Annotated in this window: 12 protein-coding genes and 1 pseudogene; 3 read left to right on the plus strand and 10 right to left on the minus strand. The window is 73.5% G+C overall.

Translation table 11 applies throughout. The annotated features are described in order from the left end of the window. Positions 1-251 precede the first annotated feature (251 nt). The 3 genes and pseudogenes from J5X86_RS50945 to J5X86_RS26480 all read left to right on the plus strand — a co-directional run bounded on the left by J5X86_RS50945 (position 252) and on the right by J5X86_RS26480 (position 1924). On the plus strand, positions 252-1373 hold the full coding sequence (locus tag J5X86_RS50945; RefSeq protein WP_374229295.1) for an ANTAR domain-containing protein: 1122 nt from the start codon (positions 252-254) through the stop codon (positions 1371-1373). Then, positions 1343-1574, plus strand: a pseudogene (locus J5X86_RS50950) (Rieske 2Fe-2S domain-containing protein); the annotation flags it as partial. The gene J5X86_RS50945 and the pseudogene J5X86_RS50950, both read left to right, overlap by 31 nt. Positions 1575-1675: 101 nt before the next feature. Continuing rightward, positions 1676-1924, plus strand: a complete 249-nt coding sequence (locus J5X86_RS26480; protein WP_014058561.1) for a DUF5133 domain-containing protein — start codon at positions 1676-1678, stop codon at positions 1922-1924. A 36-nt stretch (positions 1925-1960) separates the two neighbouring features. Here the strand turns inward: J5X86_RS26480 and J5X86_RS26485 are convergent, their stop codons facing one another. The 10 genes from J5X86_RS26485 to J5X86_RS26530 all read right to left on the minus strand — a co-directional run bounded on the left by J5X86_RS26485 (position 1961) and on the right by J5X86_RS26530 (position 16463). Further along, the gene (locus J5X86_RS26485) at positions 1961-2863 is read right to left on the minus strand and encodes a DUF1396 domain-containing protein (protein ID WP_208519219.1); all 903 of its coding nucleotides are present in this window, start codon (positions 2861-2863) and stop codon (positions 1961-1963) included. Between the two features lie 70 nt (positions 2864-2933). Next, positions 2934-5240, minus strand: coding sequence for a molybdopterin-dependent oxidoreductase (locus J5X86_RS26490; RefSeq protein WP_208519220.1), 2307 nt, complete (start codon positions 5238-5240; stop codon positions 2934-2936). Next, positions 5237-6445 (minus strand): peroxidase-related enzyme, encoded by a 1209-nt coding sequence (locus J5X86_RS52520; protein ID WP_208519221.1) that lies wholly within the window; start codon positions 6443-6445, stop codon positions 5237-5239. The genes J5X86_RS26490 and J5X86_RS52520 overlap by 4 nt, the downstream gene beginning before the upstream one ends. Before the next feature lie 11 nt (positions 6446-6456). Beyond that, positions 6457-8793, minus strand: a complete 2337-nt coding sequence (locus J5X86_RS52525; RefSeq protein WP_308124728.1) for a dipeptide ABC transporter ATP-binding protein — start codon at positions 8791-8793, stop codon at positions 6457-6459. Between the two features lie 22 nt (positions 8794-8815). Next, positions 8816-10000 carry a Xaa-Pro peptidase family protein gene (locus J5X86_RS26505; RefSeq protein ID WP_208519223.1) on the minus strand — a complete coding sequence of 395 codons (1185 nt, stop codon included), beginning with the start codon at positions 9998-10000 and terminating at the stop codon, positions 8816-8818. Next, positions 9997-10884 (minus strand): ABC transporter permease, encoded by an 888-nt coding sequence (locus tag J5X86_RS26510; RefSeq protein ID WP_208519224.1) that lies wholly within the window; start codon positions 10882-10884, stop codon positions 9997-9999. Before J5X86_RS26510 ends, J5X86_RS26505 begins: the two co-directional genes overlap by 4 nt. Beyond that, entirely contained in the window at positions 10881-11813 is a 933-nt protein-coding gene (locus tag J5X86_RS26515; protein ID WP_078638861.1) for an ABC transporter permease, read from the minus strand. The genes J5X86_RS26510 and J5X86_RS26515 overlap by 4 nt, the downstream gene beginning before the upstream one ends. Further along, a complete protein-coding gene (locus J5X86_RS26520; RefSeq protein ID WP_208519225.1) occupies positions 11810-13366 on the minus strand; it encodes an ABC transporter substrate-binding protein in 1557 nt (518 codons plus the stop codon). Before J5X86_RS26520 ends, J5X86_RS26515 begins: the two co-directional genes overlap by 4 nt. Continuing rightward, entirely contained in the window at positions 13363-14550 is a 1188-nt protein-coding gene (locus J5X86_RS26525) for a C45 family peptidase (RefSeq protein ID WP_208519226.1), read from the minus strand. Before J5X86_RS26525 ends, J5X86_RS26520 begins: the two co-directional genes overlap by 4 nt. After that, positions 14547-16463, minus strand: coding sequence for an FAD/NAD(P)-binding protein (locus tag J5X86_RS26530; protein WP_208519227.1), 1917 nt, complete (start codon positions 16461-16463; stop codon positions 14547-14549). Before J5X86_RS26530 ends, J5X86_RS26525 begins: the two co-directional genes overlap by 4 nt. Between the last annotated feature and the right edge of the window lie 201 nt (positions 16464-16664).

A 16664-nucleotide genomic window follows, 5' to 3' on the forward strand; every position in this document is an offset into this window, starting at 1 on the left:
GGATGGACCAAGGCCCCCTTGCGGGCGGACTGCGGAACGAGGCTGAGATGCGCGAAATCGATGCGACGGGCAGGGCCGAGGGCCAGGGCGTACGGAAGGATGCGCCGGGCGTGCGGGCGCACCCGGCGGCGTGAGGGATCCTCGGGCGCGGTGTGGGTGCTGCGCCCCGACGGGGCCTCGACCGGCCGGACCATCCCCTGTTCACCGGCGCGTGGCAGGTCGGCCGGGACAGACCCACCGCCGCCGTGATCGTGGATCTCTCACAGGTCCGGGAGATCACGGCGGACGGGGTGCGGGGGCTGCTGCACTGCGCGCGGGCCCTGGCCGAAGCCGGTGCCGCACTGCTCCTCGCCGGGGCCGACGAACCCGTGGCGCGGCTGCTGCGCGTGGCGCTGGTGGACGGCACGATCCGGATCCACGACACCGTCGAGGCGGCCGTCGCCGCCTGCGGCGCGGCGGCGTCGAGGGCGGACGCCGCCGCGCGGGACGGCGGCCGAACGGCGGTGCCGGAGGTGATACGGCTGCGCCGGGAGACCGTCGATCCGCGCGCCAGACTGCGCTCGCACCCGCTGATCGCACAGGCGCAGGGCGTACTGCGGGAGCGCTACCGGCTGCCCGATCCGCAGACGGCGTTCACCCTGCTCCAGCGCAGTTCACAGGCGCACAACGTCAAACTGCGGACCCTGGCTGCCGCGCTGCTGCGCATGGACCGGCCCGATCCGGACAGCCCGCTGTGGTTTCCGGAGCGCGCCCCCGAGGAGGCCCCCGCGCTGCCGTTTCTGCCGGGTGTGCGGACCGGCGAGGTCAACCGCGGCACAGTCGTGAAGAGGGTGCTGAGCCAAGCCCTGGAGGTGCTGGGCTCCGACATGGGCGATGTGCAGCTGGCGGACCCGGTGAGCGGGCTGCGGATGGAACAGCACCACGGGTTCGGCAGGGAGTTCCTCGACTTCTTCGCCCATGTCGGCGAGGGCGAGACCTCGTGTGCGACGGCGGCGGCCCGCGCCCGGCCGGTGATGTCGGACATCGCCACCGACCGCGTCTTCTCCGACACCGCCCGCGAGGTCATCCTGGCGACCGGCTCCCGCACCGCGCACAGCATCCCCATGACCGGCGCCTCCCGGCGGGTCGTCGGGGTGTTCTCGGTCCACGTCTCCCAGGCGGGGCGCAGCCTGACCAACGCCGAGGCCGGAATACTCCACCAGCTCGCCACCCGGGCGGGGCTGTGGCTGGAGTGGCATGAGCGCACTGTCGTGCTCGACGCGCTCGAAGATCTGCATCAGCGCGCCCAGGGCGCGGACCCCGAAGCGGCGCCCCGGGCGTCGGACCCCGAAGCGGCCCCTCGGCGACCGGGCGCGGGGCCCTGGTCCGTGTGAACGGACGGCACCGCGCCGTCTACCGGGACGAGGACGGCACGGCTCACGCGGTCTCGGCCGGCTGCACCCACTGGGCTGCCTCGTCGCGTTCAACGCCGCCGAGCGGACCTGGGAGTGCCCCTGCCACGGCTCCGCTCCGGAACCGACGGCCGGGTGCTCCAGGGCCCGGCCAACCGGCCCCTGGAGCAGCGCGACCTCTGATCCCCGCGACGCCTGACCCTCGCGACACCGAAACACATGGCCTCGGGCCATGGGGGTATACGCGCTGGAGTCACCTCTCCGGCTGAGAAAGGACCACTGCCGTGCTGATGGCCCACCCGGTCGTACTTCAGAACCTCATCGAGCAGTACGAGACGCTGCGGATGCTGCACGCCGAATCGGGCGGCACCGAGGTACGACAGCGGATGGACGACCTCGCCTACACCCTGTGCGTCTCCACCGGGACGCGGGATGTGGACGCCGCCCTCATCGCCGCCCGGCACCGGCTGCCCGGCGCCCGCGTGGAGGACGACTCGGCCCTCACGGCCGGGGCGGGCACATCGGGCGGCTGAGTCCCCCGCGCCACCCACGGTGGAGGCGCCGCCGGATCAGCCCTCGATCCCCTGAGCCAGCTCGGCGAGGTCCATGGTCTGGTTCGCGGGCGGCGCCTTCACCGTGACCGGCTCATTGAGGCCGGAGAAGGTGATGGTCATGTCGAGCGGGCCCTTGTCCCCCTCGCCGCGCATGCGGAACCGCTTGGTGTGGCCGTCCGGGTCGATCCACATGTCCATGGACAGCCGGTCGACCCCCATCTCCTCGTACGCCTTGAGGTTCTTCTCGCGGCGCTTGCGGGTCGCCGCGTCCTCGTCCTTGAGGCTTTCGCGCATCTGGGGGACGGTGATGGTGCCCCGGTAGTGCGTCGTGCGCACCCCGTCGATGGTCTCCTCGCCGACCCGCTTCACATCGTCGGCGCCGGAGAGGAAGGCCGAGTCGTCGGCCGGATTCTTGTCGGCCTGGCGGGAGAGCGAACCGCCGCCCAGCGCGCCGGTCGCCTTCTCGCCCAGGGCCGAGAGGTCCAGCTTGAGCCACGTCTTGCCGTTCAGCTCGCCGGCGGCCTCCTTGCCTCCGTCGAGGTACATCGCCCCGTCGACCATCCGGATCTCCACCGCCGCGTCGGTGCCCTGGCCGACCGCGCGCATCGTCATCCGGACCGCGACGGGCTTGGTGCTCATCGCCGCCTCGCCCTCGATCCGCCCGTCCTCGGGGGTGCGCCCGGTCATCCGGTAGCGGAACGAGGTGAGCTTCTCGCTCTTCTTCGCGGCCGCCCGCACGGCCGCGGCCGGGGCCATCCGCACCTGCTCCGAGGACTTCTCCCCCGCCTTGCCCTCCGGCTTCCCGTCCGCCCCGGACGAACCGCAGCCGACCGCACCGCCACAGAGCAGCACGGCGGCGAGCACGGCACCGGCCGCGCGAGTGCCTCTGCCATGTCCCCCATATACGACCATGGCCATATACCCCACCCCTTGCAGAACTTCTGTTCGTTTCTCTGTGATCCGGGACAGTACCAGCAGTGGGCGACAGCTACCCGTGGGCGTGGACCGGGGGCAAGGGGCCGTCGTGGCGTTCGAGGGCGACGCGGGTGAGCTGGCCGGTGCACCCCTGGGTGAGCCGCGAGGTTCTGATGTCATGGGTGACGGCGTTGGGGTTGCCGTGGACGCAGGTGGCCACCTCGGGGGCGGAGGGGTCCCACCAGGCGCCCGTGGCGAGCTGGACCACTCCGGGCCGTACCGCGTCGCTGATCACCACTCCGGCCAGGCAACTGCCGACGGCGCTGCGGATCCGCGCCACGTCGCCGTCCCGCAGCCCCAGCGTCGCGGCGTCCCGCGGGTGCAGCCGGACCGGCTCGCGGCCCGCGACCTTCGACGACGCGCTCAGCTCACCGTGGTCGAGCTGGCTGTGCAGCCGGGTGGCGGGGTTGTTGGCGACGAGGTGAAAGGGGTAGCGGTGGGGGTGCTCGGCGTCCGGCCCCGGCCCCGGGTCCGGGTCCGGGGGCAGCCAGGCCGGGTGGCCCGGGCAGTCGTCGTAGCGGAACGAGGCGATGGTGGCCGAGGCCAGCTCGATGCGGCCGCTCGGGGTGGCCAGCGGACGGGCGTCGGGGTCGGCGCGGAAACCGGCGTAGAGGGTGTGGTGTTCACGCAGGCCGCGCAGGGGGATGCGGCCAGCCCGCCAGAAGGTGCCGAAGTCCTCCTCGGGGGCGTACCGCGGGTCGAGCCCCGCGCGCCAGCTCTCGTAGAGGTGTTCCAGCCAGCCGCGTTCGTCGCGGCCGCGTGTGAAGTCATGGCCGATGCCGAGCCCGTCGGCGAGGTCGGAGAGGGCGTGGAAGTCGTCGTGGGCCTCGCCGACCGGGTCGGCGACGCGGTGCATGGCGATGAGCGCCGCGTCCTGGCTCGCGCCGCCGATGTCGTTGCGTTCCAGGGTGGTGGTGGCGGGCAGGACCACATCGGCGTGACGGGCGGTGGCCGTCCAGTGGGGCTCATGGACGACGACCGTGTCCGGGTGGCCGAAGGCGCGGCGCAGCCGGGCCAGGTCCTGGTGGTGGTGGAAGGGGTTGCCACCGGCCCAGTGGACGAGGCGGATGTCGGGGTAGGTGTACCGGCCGCCGTCGTAGTCGAAGGTTTCCCCCGGGTGCAGCAGCAGATCGGCGATCCTGGCGCAGGGGATGAAGTCGGGGACGGGGTTGAGGCCCTGGTCGAGGGTGGGCAGCCGGTACGGGAGGGTGCCGGCGCCGATACCGGCGGTGGCCCCGTACCCGTGGCCGAAGCCGCCGCCGGGCAGTCCGATCTGGCCGAGCAGGCAGGCCAGGGCGATCCCGGCCCACAGGGGCTGCTCACCGCGGTGGGCGCGCTGCAGGGACCAGCTCAGGGAGATCATGGTCCGGTGCCGGGTCAGCTCACGGGCGAGTTCGGCGATGCGGGCGGCGGGGATGCCGCAGATCCCCTCGGCCCACCGCGGGGTCTTGGGGGCGGAGCCGTCCTGGCCGAGGACATGGCGGGCGAAGGTGTCGAAGCCCGCGCAGTGGCTGCGGCAGAAGTCCGCGTCGTAGCGGCCTTCCTCGATGAGGACATGGCTGAGCGCCAGCATCAGGGCGGTGTCGGTACCGGGGACGATGGCCAGCCACTCGGCGTCGAGCTCGGCCGCGAGGTCATCGCGCACCGGGCTGACCAGCATGAACCGGGCACCGCGGGCGCGGGCCACGGCGAGCTGCGCCGCGGTGCGATGACGGCTGAGGCCGCCCGCGTTGACCTGGAAGTTCTTGGCCGGCATACCGCCGAAGCAGAGAAAGAGGCCGGTGTGCTCGGCCAGCACCGACAGGGTGGTGGGGGCGCTGATCGGTGAGTCGTCACCGACGACATGGCGCAGCAGGGTGCGGGAGGCGCCCAGGCTGTAGGTGTTCACCGAACGGGTGTATCCGCCGAAGCAGTTGAGGAAGCGGTGTATCTGGCTCTGCGCGTGGTGGAAGCGGCCCGCGCTGCCCCAGCCGTACGAGCCGCCGAAGACGGCGCGGTTGCCGTGGGCGGCGCGGACCCGGTCGAACTCCCGGACCAGGAGGGAGATCGCCTCGTCCCAGGACACTCGTACATAGGTGTCCGTACCGCGCTTCGGGTCGGGCCCGGGGCCGCGCTCCAGCCAGCCGCGGCGGACATGCGGGGCGAGGACCCGGCCGCGTGGGCCGAGCGCGGCGGGGATGTTGCGCAGCAGCGGCGACGGGGCGGGGTCGCCGGGGTCGGGGATCACCTCGAGGCCGCCACCGGGGAGGGGGGCGGCGCTGAAGGTGCCCCAGTGCGAGCTGTGGGGGCGGGGGGTGGTGGGCGGCGTTTCCGGGGTCATCCGGCGGCCTTCCTCCCCGCGTTCTCCTGAGCCTCCCCCTCGACCGAACCGAGGCTCAGCATCAGGCGGTTGGCCCAGCCGAAGAACGCCGCACAGTGTACGAGGTCGACCAGCGCGAGCTCGGTCAGGCCCAGCGCGCGCAGCGCCTCCACATCGGCTTCGGCGGCGGTGGCCGGGACGGGGGCGAGCCCCGCGGCGAACCGGGCGATCAGCTTCCAGCGGCGGCCGAGGACGGCCGTGGAGCCGTACGCCAGGAAGCGGCGCACCGGTGCGGGGTCGCCGTGCAGCCGTGCGGTGAGCCGGGCGTGCACCGAGGCGCAGTAGACGCACCCGTTGTACAGGGATACGGCGGTGGCGGCCAACTCCCTTTCGGCGCGCGGCAGTCCGCCTTCGGCGGTGAAGGCGGCCAGGTCGATGGCGGTTCGTACGGCGAGGATGCCGAGGTCATGGCCGAGGGTGCGGAAGTACGGCGTGTCGACGCGGGCCTTGCCGGCGAGCGCGGTGCGGTGTTCCTCGCTCAGCTCCTCGGCGGCGAGCGGGCGGACGGCGGGGCGCCAGGTGAGGACGTCGGTGGTGTACCGCGGCCCCCCGGCCACGGTGGTCGAGGGCGCGCCGGGGTCGGTGCCGGTACCGGAGTCACCGGTGGCCAGCAGCGCCAGCCCGGCGGCCAGTTGCATCTGGTGGTTGGCGAAGGCGATGGTCTGGGCGAGCGTCACGATCTGCGGATCGGTGAATCCGGCGGCGCGCAGCGCGTCCGGTCCGCCTTCGGCCGGGGTGCGGGTGAGCAGCCGGGCGTGGGCGACGGCGGCGGTGATACGGCGTGGTGTCGCCGTCGCCGTCGCCGTATCGCCGTCGAGCGCGGCGTGGGCGATGATCCGGTCCGCGGTGGTGGTGTCCCCCACGGCGGTGTCGAGCAGGGTGCGGTAGTGGTCGACGGCCGGGCCACGGCGGTGCTCTACGGCCACGGCGAGGGCGGCCGCGGCGCGTTCGGCGGCGCTGACGCCTGTGCCGGTGGCCGTCGCGGGGGCGGTGCGGGGGCTGGTGACGGGGCCGGTGGCGGTCTGGAACAGCACGTCGTACGCGCGCTGCTCCAACTCGATCAGCTCCGGGCGCAGCGCGCGCAGCCGGGCCAGCTCCGGCGTGGCACCCGCGAAGTGGTCCAGGACGTCGAGGGGGTGGTCGGTCTTCGGCACGGCTTCGTGCACGGCGGGGCCTTTCATGCCGGGCGGCGCAGGGACGGGGTGGCCTCGATCAGCGCACGGGTGTAGTCGCTGTCCGGACGCTCCATGATCTGCTCGCGGTCCCCGGTCTCGATGATCCGGCCGTGGCGCAGTACGGCGATCCGCGAGCACATGTGCCGTACGACGGTGAGGTCATGGGAGATGAAGAGCATCGCCAGACCTCGGTCCCGGCGCAGCTGGGTGAGGAGGTTGAGCACCTGCGCCTGGACGGAGACGTCGAGCGCGGACACCGGTTCGTCGGCTACCAGCAGCCGGGGTTCCGGCGCGAGGGCGCGGGCGATGCCGACGCGCTGGCGCATCCCGCCGGAGAGCCGGTCCGGGTAGGCGCCGGCCAGCTCCGGGTCCAGGCCGACCTCGGTGAGCAGCGCGGCGACACGTTCGCGGCGGGCCGCTCCCCGGGGGAGCGCGGCGCCGATGGTGTCGCCGATGCGGCGGTCGGGGTTGAGCGAACCGTACGGGTCCTGGAACACCATCTGGATCCCGGCGGCCAGCTCACGGCGGCGGCGCCGGGTGGCGTGGGTGATGTCCTCCGCGTCGAAGAGCACGCTTCCGGAGCCCGCCCGCTGGAGGCCGAGCAGCACACGGGAGATGGTGCTCTTGCCGGAGCCGGACTCGCCGACGAGGCCGAAGGATTCGCCGGGTGCGATGGCGAAGTCGACGCCGTCGACGGCCCGGAGCGGGGGGCGAGCGAGGGCACCGGGGTAGGTGACGGTGAGCCCACGGACCTGGAGCAGGGGCGTTTCTCCCCCTCCCCGCCCCTTCCCGAGCCGGGGCTCCGCCCCCACACCCCGACCGGGGCTCCGCCCCGAACCCCGGTCCTCAATCGCCGGACGGGCTCCATCGACCGCCGCCACGCCGGACGGCGGCCCGTCGGCCTCCGGATCGCCTGAGTCAGCCGTGGCGGCGGCCGCCGAAGCCGCCATGGTGGCGGGCACCGGCTCCTGGTCGGAGCGCGGGCCAGGGACGGATGCCGCGTCCGAGGGCGTCCCCTCGCCCGGGACCGATCGCGAGTCGGGAGACGGAGCCCCCTCGGCAGCCGGAACGGGATCGCCGTCCAGGCCCGAAGCGCATACCGCACCGGAGGGCGCCCCCTCGCCCGGGACCGGGACGGGCAGTCCGTCGGCCTCCGAGTCGCCGGAGTCGCCCGTGGCGGCAGCCGCCGGATCCGGCACGGTGGCGGGCACCGGCTCCTGGCCGCTGCCCGAGCCCGCGTTGGGCGCGGCGCCCGAGGGTGGCCCCGCGGGCGGGCCGTCCGTTGTTCCGGCGGCCGACGAGGCCGACGCCGACGCTGGGGTCGGCCCGTTGGGCGAGGTCGGGTCCGGCTCCGAGGCGGGCCTCGGGCTCCCCTCAACTCCTGGGAGGGCGCCCTCGGGCGAGGGCGAGGTGTCGGGCGCCGGGCCGCCGGAGGCGATGCGCAGGGAGGGGTCCGCGAGGGACTCCTCGTCCATGGGGCCCACCAGGGCGGCGACGGTTTCGGGGACTGTGGCGAGGCGGGTGCCCGGGACATCGTCCATATGGGGGACGGATGTCACCAGGGCACGGGTGTAGGGGTGTTGGGCGGCGGTCAGGATGCGCTCGGTCGGGCCCTGTTCGACGACCCGGCCGCGGTACATGACGACCACGCGCGAGCACATCTGCCCGACCACCCCGAAGTCATGGGTGATCAGCACCACCGCCATGCCCATCTCTCGCCGCAGCTCCGCGAGGAGTTCCAGGACCTGGGCCTGGACGGTGGCGTCCAGCGCCGTGGTGGGCTCGTCGGCGATCACCAGTTCCGGTTCGTTGACCAGTGCGGCGGCGATCATCACACGCTGTCGCATCCCGCCGGAGAACTGGTGCGGATATTCCCTGGCGCGCCGCTCCGGCCGGTCGATGCCGACGCGTTCCAGCAGTTCCACAGCGCGGGTGCGGGCCTGGGACCGCTTCACGTCGTGGTGCAGCCGGTACGCCTCGGCTATCTGCGCGCCGACCGTGCGGTACGGGTTGAGCGCGTCGAGGGCGTCCTGGAAGACCATCGAGACGCGGCGGCCGCGCAGCTCGCGCAGGGTGCGTTCCCCGGCGCCGACCAGCTCCTGGCCGTCGAGCCGGATGGATCCGGTGATCCGCGTCCGCGGCCCGTGAAGGCCGAGGACCGCGAGTCCGGTGGCGCTCTTGCCCGAGCCCGACTCCCCCACCAGGCCGACCGTCTCGCCCGGCCGGACCTGCCAGGACACCTCGCGTACGGCCTCGACGCCGGCGTCCGGGAAGGCGACGCTCAGGCCGGACACCTCCAGCAGCGGGCTCTTCGCCCGTTCCGTCACCGGATCCGTCACCGGTTTCATCCTCTCAGCGCGCTCAGACCTGGATCAGGTCGCGTCGGGTGTGGGTCAGCAGCTCATGACCGGCTTCGGTGATCACCAGGCTGTCGGAGTGCTGGAGGCCGCCGAAGCTGGGGATGCGCAGGTTCGGCTCGAAGGTGAGCGTCATCCCGGGCTCCAGCACCAGGTCGTCGTGCGGGCCCAGGCTCGGCTGCTCATGCGGGCCGAGGCCAAGGCCGTGGCCGATGCGGCCAGGTAGGTAGTCGCCGTATCCGTGGCGCACATAGCTTGTCCGGGCCGCCTCGTAGACCTCGGCGCAGGTCAGTCCGGGCCTCAGATACGGCTGGACCTCCTCGCGGATGGCCAGCAGCGCCTCGAAGGCGCGCTGCCGCTCGGCGGGCAGCGGGCCGACGGCGACGCTGCGCTCGTTCTCGGCGTGCATGCCGTCGATGGCGGTCCAGATGACGGTCCACTGGATCTCGCCGCTGACCGGGCGGCGGGAGGTGGGTGGTGCGGAGTTCATCGGCACCCGGTCGCCGACCAGGGAATAGGCCCACAGGGCGTTGAAGACGCCGCCCTCGAGGTTGCCGAAGTCCATGGCGAGCCGGTCGGGGTGGAGGCTGGACCACACCTCCTGCATGGTGCGCATGGCGACCGAGGAGACCTCGACCTCGCTGCGCCGCCCGGCGACCGCCTCCAGCGCCGCGTCCATGCCCGCGTCCGCGATCTCGCAGGCGACGCGGAGCGATTCGAGCTCGGCGGCGTCCTTGACGTAGCGGGCGCGCATCAGGGCCTGGCCGGTGTCGGTGAAGGCCGCCTCGGGCAGGGTGAGTTCGAGCCTGCGCTGGTAGTTGGCGGGCAGGAACTCGCCCTCGATGCCGATCCTGGCGTCGCTCAGCCCCCGTTCGGCCATCACCTCGGCGAGCACCTGCCACCAGTGGTCGGGGCCGATCTCCTTGGCCCAGCGCCCGTAGGGGCGGATGTCGGAGATCCGGGAGACCGTGCGGGAGCTGTGGGCGCGCAGCGCGTGCAGGATGAACACCGGCTCGCCCTCGGCGGGCAGCACCACCAGTACCGGGTGGGAGTAGATCATCGGCGTGTAGCCGGAGAGGTAGAAGGTGTTCTGCGGCTTGACGACGACCATGGCGTCCACGCCGTCGGCCCGCAGGTTGTGCTGGACGCGGGCCCAGCGGGCGCGGACGGTATCGGTGTCGGGGATCATACGGTGGTGCTCCTCGCGGTGACGGTCTTCTTCACGGTGCTGCGGGCCGCGCGGCGTCCCTCGCCGCGCTCGGCGAGCCGCTCCCCCAGCAGATTGGCGCCGATCACCAGCGCCACCAGGCCGAGGCCCGGCAGTACGGCGATCCACCAGGCGCCGAGTAGCTGTCCCTGCCCCTCGGCCACCATCAGCCCCCAGTCGGGGGCGGGCGCCTGGGCGCCGAGGCCCAGATAGGTGAGCCCGGCCTCCATCAGCACGGCGCGGGACAGATCGAGGGTGGCGGTGACGGCGACCAGACCGCGCACCCCGGGCAGCAGGTCGTACACCAGCACCCGCCAGGTGGCGACGCCCTGGGTCAGCGACGCCTCGACATACGCCATGGTGCGCAGGGCGAACACCCGTGAGCGGACGAGGCGGAAGTACGCGGGCCAGCCGGTCAGCGCGATCACCAGCACCAGGACGGCGGTGGACTGTCCGCCGAAGGTCAGCACCAGCAGCGCCAGCAGGATGGACGGCAGGGCCAGTTGCACATCGGCGAGCCGGGAGAGCACCTGGTCCAGCCAGCCGCGGGCGAACCCGGACAGCAGCCCGAGCAGCGTCCCCGCGAGGCCGCCGCAGACCATGGCGAGTGCTCCCACCAGCAGTGGGGTGCGGGCGCCGTACAGCAGCCGGCTGAGCAGATCGCGGCCGAGCTGGTCGGTGCCGAGCGGATGGCCTGGGACGCCGGGCGCCGCGTCGGTGTGGACGAGGTCCTGGGCGAGCGGATCGTGCGGGGCGAGCACGGGCGCGAGCAGCGCGAGCAGCACCACGAGGGCGAGCAGCACGGCACCGGTGGCGCCGGCCGCGCCCGGCCGGAACCGCCGGCCCTGCTTCATGGGGTGGCTCATCGGCTCTCTCCTCCCTGGTGGCGGACGCGCGGGTCGAGCACGCCATAGAGCAGGTCGACGACCAGGTTGACCACGACGAAGGCGGTGATGAGGAAGGTCAGGTCGGCGAGGACCAGCGGATAGTCCTGGTTCTGCAGGGCGGTGATGGCGAGCTGGCCGACGCCGGGCCAGGAGAACACCGACTCCACGATCACGGTGCCGCCGAGCAGCGTGCCCGCCTCCAGCCCGAGGACGGTGACGGTGGGCAGCATCGATCCGTACGCGGCGTGCCGCACCACCCGGGCGCGGCTCATGCCGAGCGCCGTCCCGGTGCGGGAGTACGGGCGGGCCAGCTCACCGCGGAGGTTGTTGCGGAACACCCGGGCCAGCGGCGGCAGCACCCCGCAGGCGAGGGTGACCGCGGGCAGCAGGATGGAGGTGGCGGTGGTGGCGCCGGAGGTGGGCAGCCAGGCCAGCTCGACACCGAAGACCCACACCAGCAGGACACCGATGTAGAAGCCGGGCACCGACTGGGTGAGGAACACCAGCCACATGGGCCATTCGCGGCCCGCCCCGCCGCCCTCGCGCGACCCGGTCCACAGCCCGACCACGAGCGCCGCGGCGGCGGCCCCGGCGAGGGCGACGGCGGCCAGCAGCACGGTGGCGCCGAGCCGTTGCAGCACCACGTCGATGGCGGGCTGCTGGAAGGTGAGCGAGTCGGGGAAGTGGCCGCGCAGGGCGTCGCCGAAGAACGACGCGTACTGCTCGGCCAGCGGACGGTCGTAGCCGAGGGCGTGGCTGAGCTGGGCCACCTTCTCGGGCGGGGAGCCGATGGGGGCCATCAGCACGGCGGGGTTGCCGGAGGAGTGCAGCACGCAGAAGACCGCCGAAAGGGCGCCCCAGACGGTCAGCGCGGTCAGCACGAGGCGGCGGATCAGGAAGCGGATCATCCCGCGGCCCCCTTCCAGGACATCTCGGCGGGGCGGACCCAGTCGTCGGGCCTGGCCCGCCAGTTCAGGTCCTCGGCCGTGGCGTGAAGACCGGGCTGCGGGAAGAGGAAGAGCACCGGGGCCTGGTCGCGGGCGCGCCGCGCCGCCCGGCCGTAGAGCGTGTCGCGTTCGGTGCGGTCGTCGGTGCCGCGCGCCCGGGTGACGGCGTCGGTGAACTCCTCGTCGTCCCAGTAGGCGTAGGGGCTGTCGGCGACGAAGAGCCCGTAGAGCCCGCCGGCGGCGAGGGTGGGCCACGCCTGGGTGATGTACTGCATATCGGGCATCGCCTTCTGCTGCAGATACTTCTGCATGTAGATGGCGAACGGCAGGCTGTTGATCCTCACGTTCACGCCGATCTCGCGGAGCTGCTGGGCGACGGCCTGCACGACGAGTTCGCCCGCCACGTACTGGCCGCTGGGCACGGTCAGCTCCAGGCTCAGCGGCCGGCCCGTGCCGTAACCGGCTTGGCGCAGCAGCGCCCTGGCCCGGTCCGGGTCGTGCGGGTAGCCCGTGAGGCCCCGGGTGTAGCCGGAGTAGTGGTCGGTCATCAGCTGGCCGGGGCTGGGGTCGACGGTGTTCTTCAGCAGGCTGGAGGTGATGGCCCGCTTGTCGACCGCGTAGTTGACCGCGCGCCGCACCCGTACGTCGCGCATCGGACCCTTGAGGGTGTTGAGCTTGATGAACGCCATCCGGGTGGTGTCCAGCCGCTGGATCCGCAGCGCCCGGTCGGCGCGCAGCCGGTTCAGGTCCTGCGGGTCGAGCCCGGCGACGGCGTCGAGTTCACCGGAGAGCAGCCCGGAGACGCGGGCGGCCTCGGAGGGGGTGATCCGGAAGGTGACCCGGCGGATAGCGGGCGCGGGGCCCCAGTAGTCGTCGCGGGCACGCAGCTCGACGTTGCCACCGGGGCTGTAGCTCGTGATCGTGTACGGGCCCGATCCCATCGCCTCGGTGGCGGGCTTGTGGCGCGCCGCCCAGTGGGGCTCCAGCAGATACAGGAAGGACAGCGCGCCGAGCAGATCGGCGTCGGGGCGGGAGGTGATGAGGTCGACGGTACGCCGGTCCACCTTCTCCGCCCGGGTGAGATCGGGGAAGTTGGGGGTCATGCGCAGCGCGTTGTCCGCGTCGAGCAGCCGCCGGACGTTCCAGACGACGACGTCGGCGTCCAGCGGGGTGCCGTCGGCGAACGCCGCCCCGGGATGGAGGTGAAACCGCCAGCGGGTGGGCTCCACACGCCGCCAGGAGGTGGCGGCGTCCGGGCCGATGCTCAGGTCGGGCCCGCGAGTGACCAGCGAGGAGTAGGCCGAGGACAGCACGGACAGATCGGTGCCGACCGAGGTGGTGTTCATCGGGTCGAGGGTGGTGACGGCCGCGGACAGCCCGATCACCACATGCGAGGCGTCCGCCCGGTCCCGCGGGGTGTCTCCGGGCAGGCAGCCGGCCAGCGCCGGGGTGAGCGCGAGCCCGGCGCCGAGGCCGAGGAGGCCGCGCCGGGTCAGCCGTGGTGTGCCGTTCATCCGGCCGCTCCCCCTGTTTCCGCCGCTGCCTGTGGATCGGTGAAGACCGTCCGGTCGGAGGCGCAGGGGTTGCCGAGGGTCACATAGAAGGCGCCCTCGGGGAGCACGGCGATGGAGGCGTAGGTCGTCTCGGAGCCGGCCCCCTCGACCTGGTGGCGGCAGAGCGAGTCCTGCGGATAGCCGGTGTGGTCGGCGAGCAGTTCGGCGAGCGCCCCCGGGGTGAGCCCGTGCGAGGTGCCCAGGGCGCGGCCCGCGGTGGCGGCGCGGTGGTACGAGGAGGCGTTCTGGTCCGGGCCGGGCGCGAGCGGGGCGGTGGCCGGGCACTCGTAGTGGTTGGTGAGCACATGGTGGTCGGCCCGGTCGCGGACGGTCACCTCGGAGGCGGTGGCCTCCACGGCGAGCCGGTCGCCCGGGTCGGCGAGCGCGATGTTCAGACCGCTCAGCCTGGGCTGCCCGCGCAACAGGTCGGCGAACTCCCCCGCGGTGCGGGCGCGACGCAGCAGATCGTGCGAGTTGATGAGGATCCATCCGGTGCCGGAGGCCCGCCAGTCCACTCCGGTGCGCTCGCTCCAGACGCCGGAGGTGGACATCGCCAGCCCGGAGTCGTTGATACCGCTGCCCGGCCACAGCACACTGCCCGCGACGGTGACCTCGGTCATCCGCCGCCCGTCGGGGTAGCGGCGGCGCAGCACGACATGCTCGGCGAAGTGCCCGGCCATGTCACGGGTCTTGGCGAGCAGGGTGTGCCCGGCGGCGGCGCGGTCACCGGAGGCCAGGAGCTGGCTGCACTCCTGCGGAACCCAGCGCAGCACCATATGGGCGGGCAGGTTGAGCGCGAGGATGTCCTCCAGGGGCGCGTCCGCGCCCTCGGCGATACCGCACAGCTCGGCCCACTGCCCGGGGTCCGCACGGCGCACGAAGTCGGCGTTGGCGGCGAGGCACTGGCGGTAGCGGCTCACCGACGCCTCGTCGGTGCACAGTTCGCCGATGTCGCGGCGCACGGCGGCGATATTGGCGGCGATCGCCGCACGGGCGGCGCGGCCGTGTTGCCGGCCCTGTTCGGCGGGGTCGCCGCAGAGGTCGAGATAGGCGGGGTCGGCCGACTCCCCGGCCGACCCCGGGGCCAGGCCCCACTCCTGCCAGCGGCTGGGATGGGCGGCCCGGACGGGTTCTGCGACGGTCACTGCTGACGCTCCTCGGTCAGGGGACGGCGGGGGACGGGGACATGGCGGCACTCCGGTGGGCCGACGGCGCGGAGCAGTTCGGCGGCGACGCGGTCGGTCTCGTGGAAGAAGTCCGCGTTCGTACCGGGCCGGGCCCCGATGGCGGTGGTCCAGCGGACGCCTTCCAGGGGGACGCCCACGGCGAAGAGCGCCCGGTGCGCCGTGCCGTCGGGGCGGCGGACCCGGCCGTCGGCGGGGCGGACGTCGAGCGCGCCGGTGGGCAGCGGTTCGGCGTCCGTCCCGGCCGAGGCCAGCCGGTGGGGGCGGGCCACGCCGTCGGCGAGAAGCCCGCGGACGACGCCGGGGCCGTCGGTGGTGACATCTGTTCCGGGCAGCCAGGCGTCGATCACCGCGTCGGGCCGTACCGAAAGCCCCGGCACGACCGCGGACTCCGCCCGCGTCCCCGGGCGGACCGGCCCCAGCAGGCGCACCACGCCCGCGTCCAGCAGCGCCCGTAGCTGGCGGACCCGCAGCGCGGGCGGGCCGCCGGAGACGAAGTTGGCGAAGCCGTTGAACCAGCCGAGGATGTCCCGCCGGTACGACTCGCCGCTGAGGCCGCCCGCCGTGATGAGCGTGCGCAGCGCGGGGCGGGCCTGGCGTACGGCGACGGCGAGCGCGGCGGGCGGGGGCACCCGGGGATCGGTGGCCGCGGCCGCGTCGGCGTCGAGGTGCCCGGCCCACCAGGCGTCCAGCTCCGCGTGGTGGGCGAAGCTCCGCCCCCGCAACGGTTCGGCGATCGCGTCCAGGTCCAGCCGGAGGGCGGCGGGGGCGGCGGCGCGCAGGGCGGTGTCGCGGCCGGGGCCGGGCGGCTCGGCGAGGGCGCGGCGCAGCGCGCCGGGGTCGGGCAGTTGGCCGGCGTGGAGCTTCAGCACCCGGTCGTACCAGGCGAGTTCGAGGTCGGCGACCAGCCACGGCAGCACATCGGCGCGGAAGTCGAGCCGTTCGCGGGCGGCGAGCGCGGCGACCCGCCCGGGGGTGAGGAAGGCGACGGGCGCCCTGACCCCGGGGGTGTCCACCCGGGCGTGGAACGGGACACCGCGCCGACTGGTGATCCAGATGCGCGGCTCCCGGCCGCTGGGCGTGTAGCCGTGCTCGCCGAAGCGGCCGCCCCGGCCGAGGGTGAGCAGGGCGAGTACGTCGAAGGCGTTGAGCCCGCCGCCCCGCAGCAGCACCCGGGCGCGGGGGGCGATGGCGTCGAGGGCGTAGTCGGTGGGGTGGCCGCCGGGGAGGTGGAGCGGCGCACGCCGCGGCGGGGCGGCGGGCGCGTCGAGGTGGCCGGTGGCGATGACGACGGCCCGGGCCTCCAGCCGGTCCCCGTCGTCCAGGACGACCTGGTATCCGGCGGGTGTGCCGGAGGAGCCCGCCGGGGCCGTCAGGGGCATCACCCGCACCACGGCCGCCGTGCGGACCGCTATCCGTATCCGGTCCCCCGCGGCCGCCCGTATCCGGTCCAGCGCGTCGGTGAGATACGCCCCGTAGACGCGGCGCGGGGCGTAGTCGCGGTCATCGGCGTGGGCGGCGAATTCCCAGGCGGTGGAATCGGGATGGCCCTTCCCGGCGATACCCCGCAGCCATTCCGAGAACGTGGGACCGGTGTCCACGGGCGCGTCCAGGCGCACCGATCCGTCGGGGAAAACGGTGTTGTCGGCCACCATCGTGTTCATCAGCAACTGCGGCGGCTGATCACGCCGCCACACCCGTCCGGCGCCCGGCGGATACGGGTCGACCAGCACCGTACGGAGCGGACGGTCGCCCGGGACCGTCCTCGCCACCAGCCGTTCCAGCACCGACACCCCGCGCGGACCGGCCCCCACGACCACGGCGTCGACCGGTCGGCGGTCGGGCCCCGGCACGGGCACGGCGGAATCGTTCATAAAGATGTCACATTTCTTACGCGGCACGGGAAAGCGGCGGAAAGAAATCTTGCGGGCGACGTCCTCGCACGTCAAACGGTTCTTTGGGGGATCTCAAATGCTGACTTTGATTCCGGGCGGGAAGAACGGGAGGAGCTGGGGCGGATCTGTTGCATCAGGTTTCCCGGCCGACGGGAATAGGGTGTTGCCCCTGCCGGTCGG

It is taken from the genome of Streptomyces sp. NEAU-YJ-81, assembly GCF_017592595.1.
Lineage (GTDB): Bacteria > Actinomycetota > Actinomycetes > Streptomycetales > Streptomycetaceae > Streptomyces > Streptomyces hygroscopicus_B.

Excerpts from the sequence above, each read along its gene's own strand:
- J5X86_RS26490 (WP_208519220.1), bottom strand. The coding sequence starts at position 5,240 with ATGACCCCGGAAACGCCGCCCACCACCCCCCGCCCCCACAGCTCGCAC.
- J5X86_RS26485 (WP_208519219.1), bottom strand. The coding sequence starts at position 2,863 with ATGGCCATGGTCGTATATGGGGGACATGGCAGAGGCACTCGCGCGGCC.
- J5X86_RS26515 (WP_078638861.1), bottom strand. The coding sequence starts at position 11,813 with ATGATCCGCTTCCTGATCCGCCGCCTCGTGCTGACCGCGCTGACCGTC.
- J5X86_RS26530 (WP_208519227.1), bottom strand. The coding sequence starts at position 16,463 with ATGAACGATTCCGCCGTGCCCGTGCCGGGGCCCGACCGCCGACCGGTC.
- J5X86_RS26505 (WP_208519223.1), bottom strand. The coding sequence starts at position 10,000 with ATGATCCCCGACACCGATACCGTCCGCGCCCGCTGGGCCCGCGTCCAG.
- J5X86_RS26510 (WP_208519224.1), bottom strand. The coding sequence starts at position 10,884 with ATGAGCCACCCCATGAAGCAGGGCCGGCGGTTCCGGCCGGGCGCGGCC.
- J5X86_RS26520 (WP_208519225.1), bottom strand. The coding sequence starts at position 13,366 with ATGAACGGCACACCACGGCTGACCCGGCGCGGCCTCCTCGGCCTCGGC.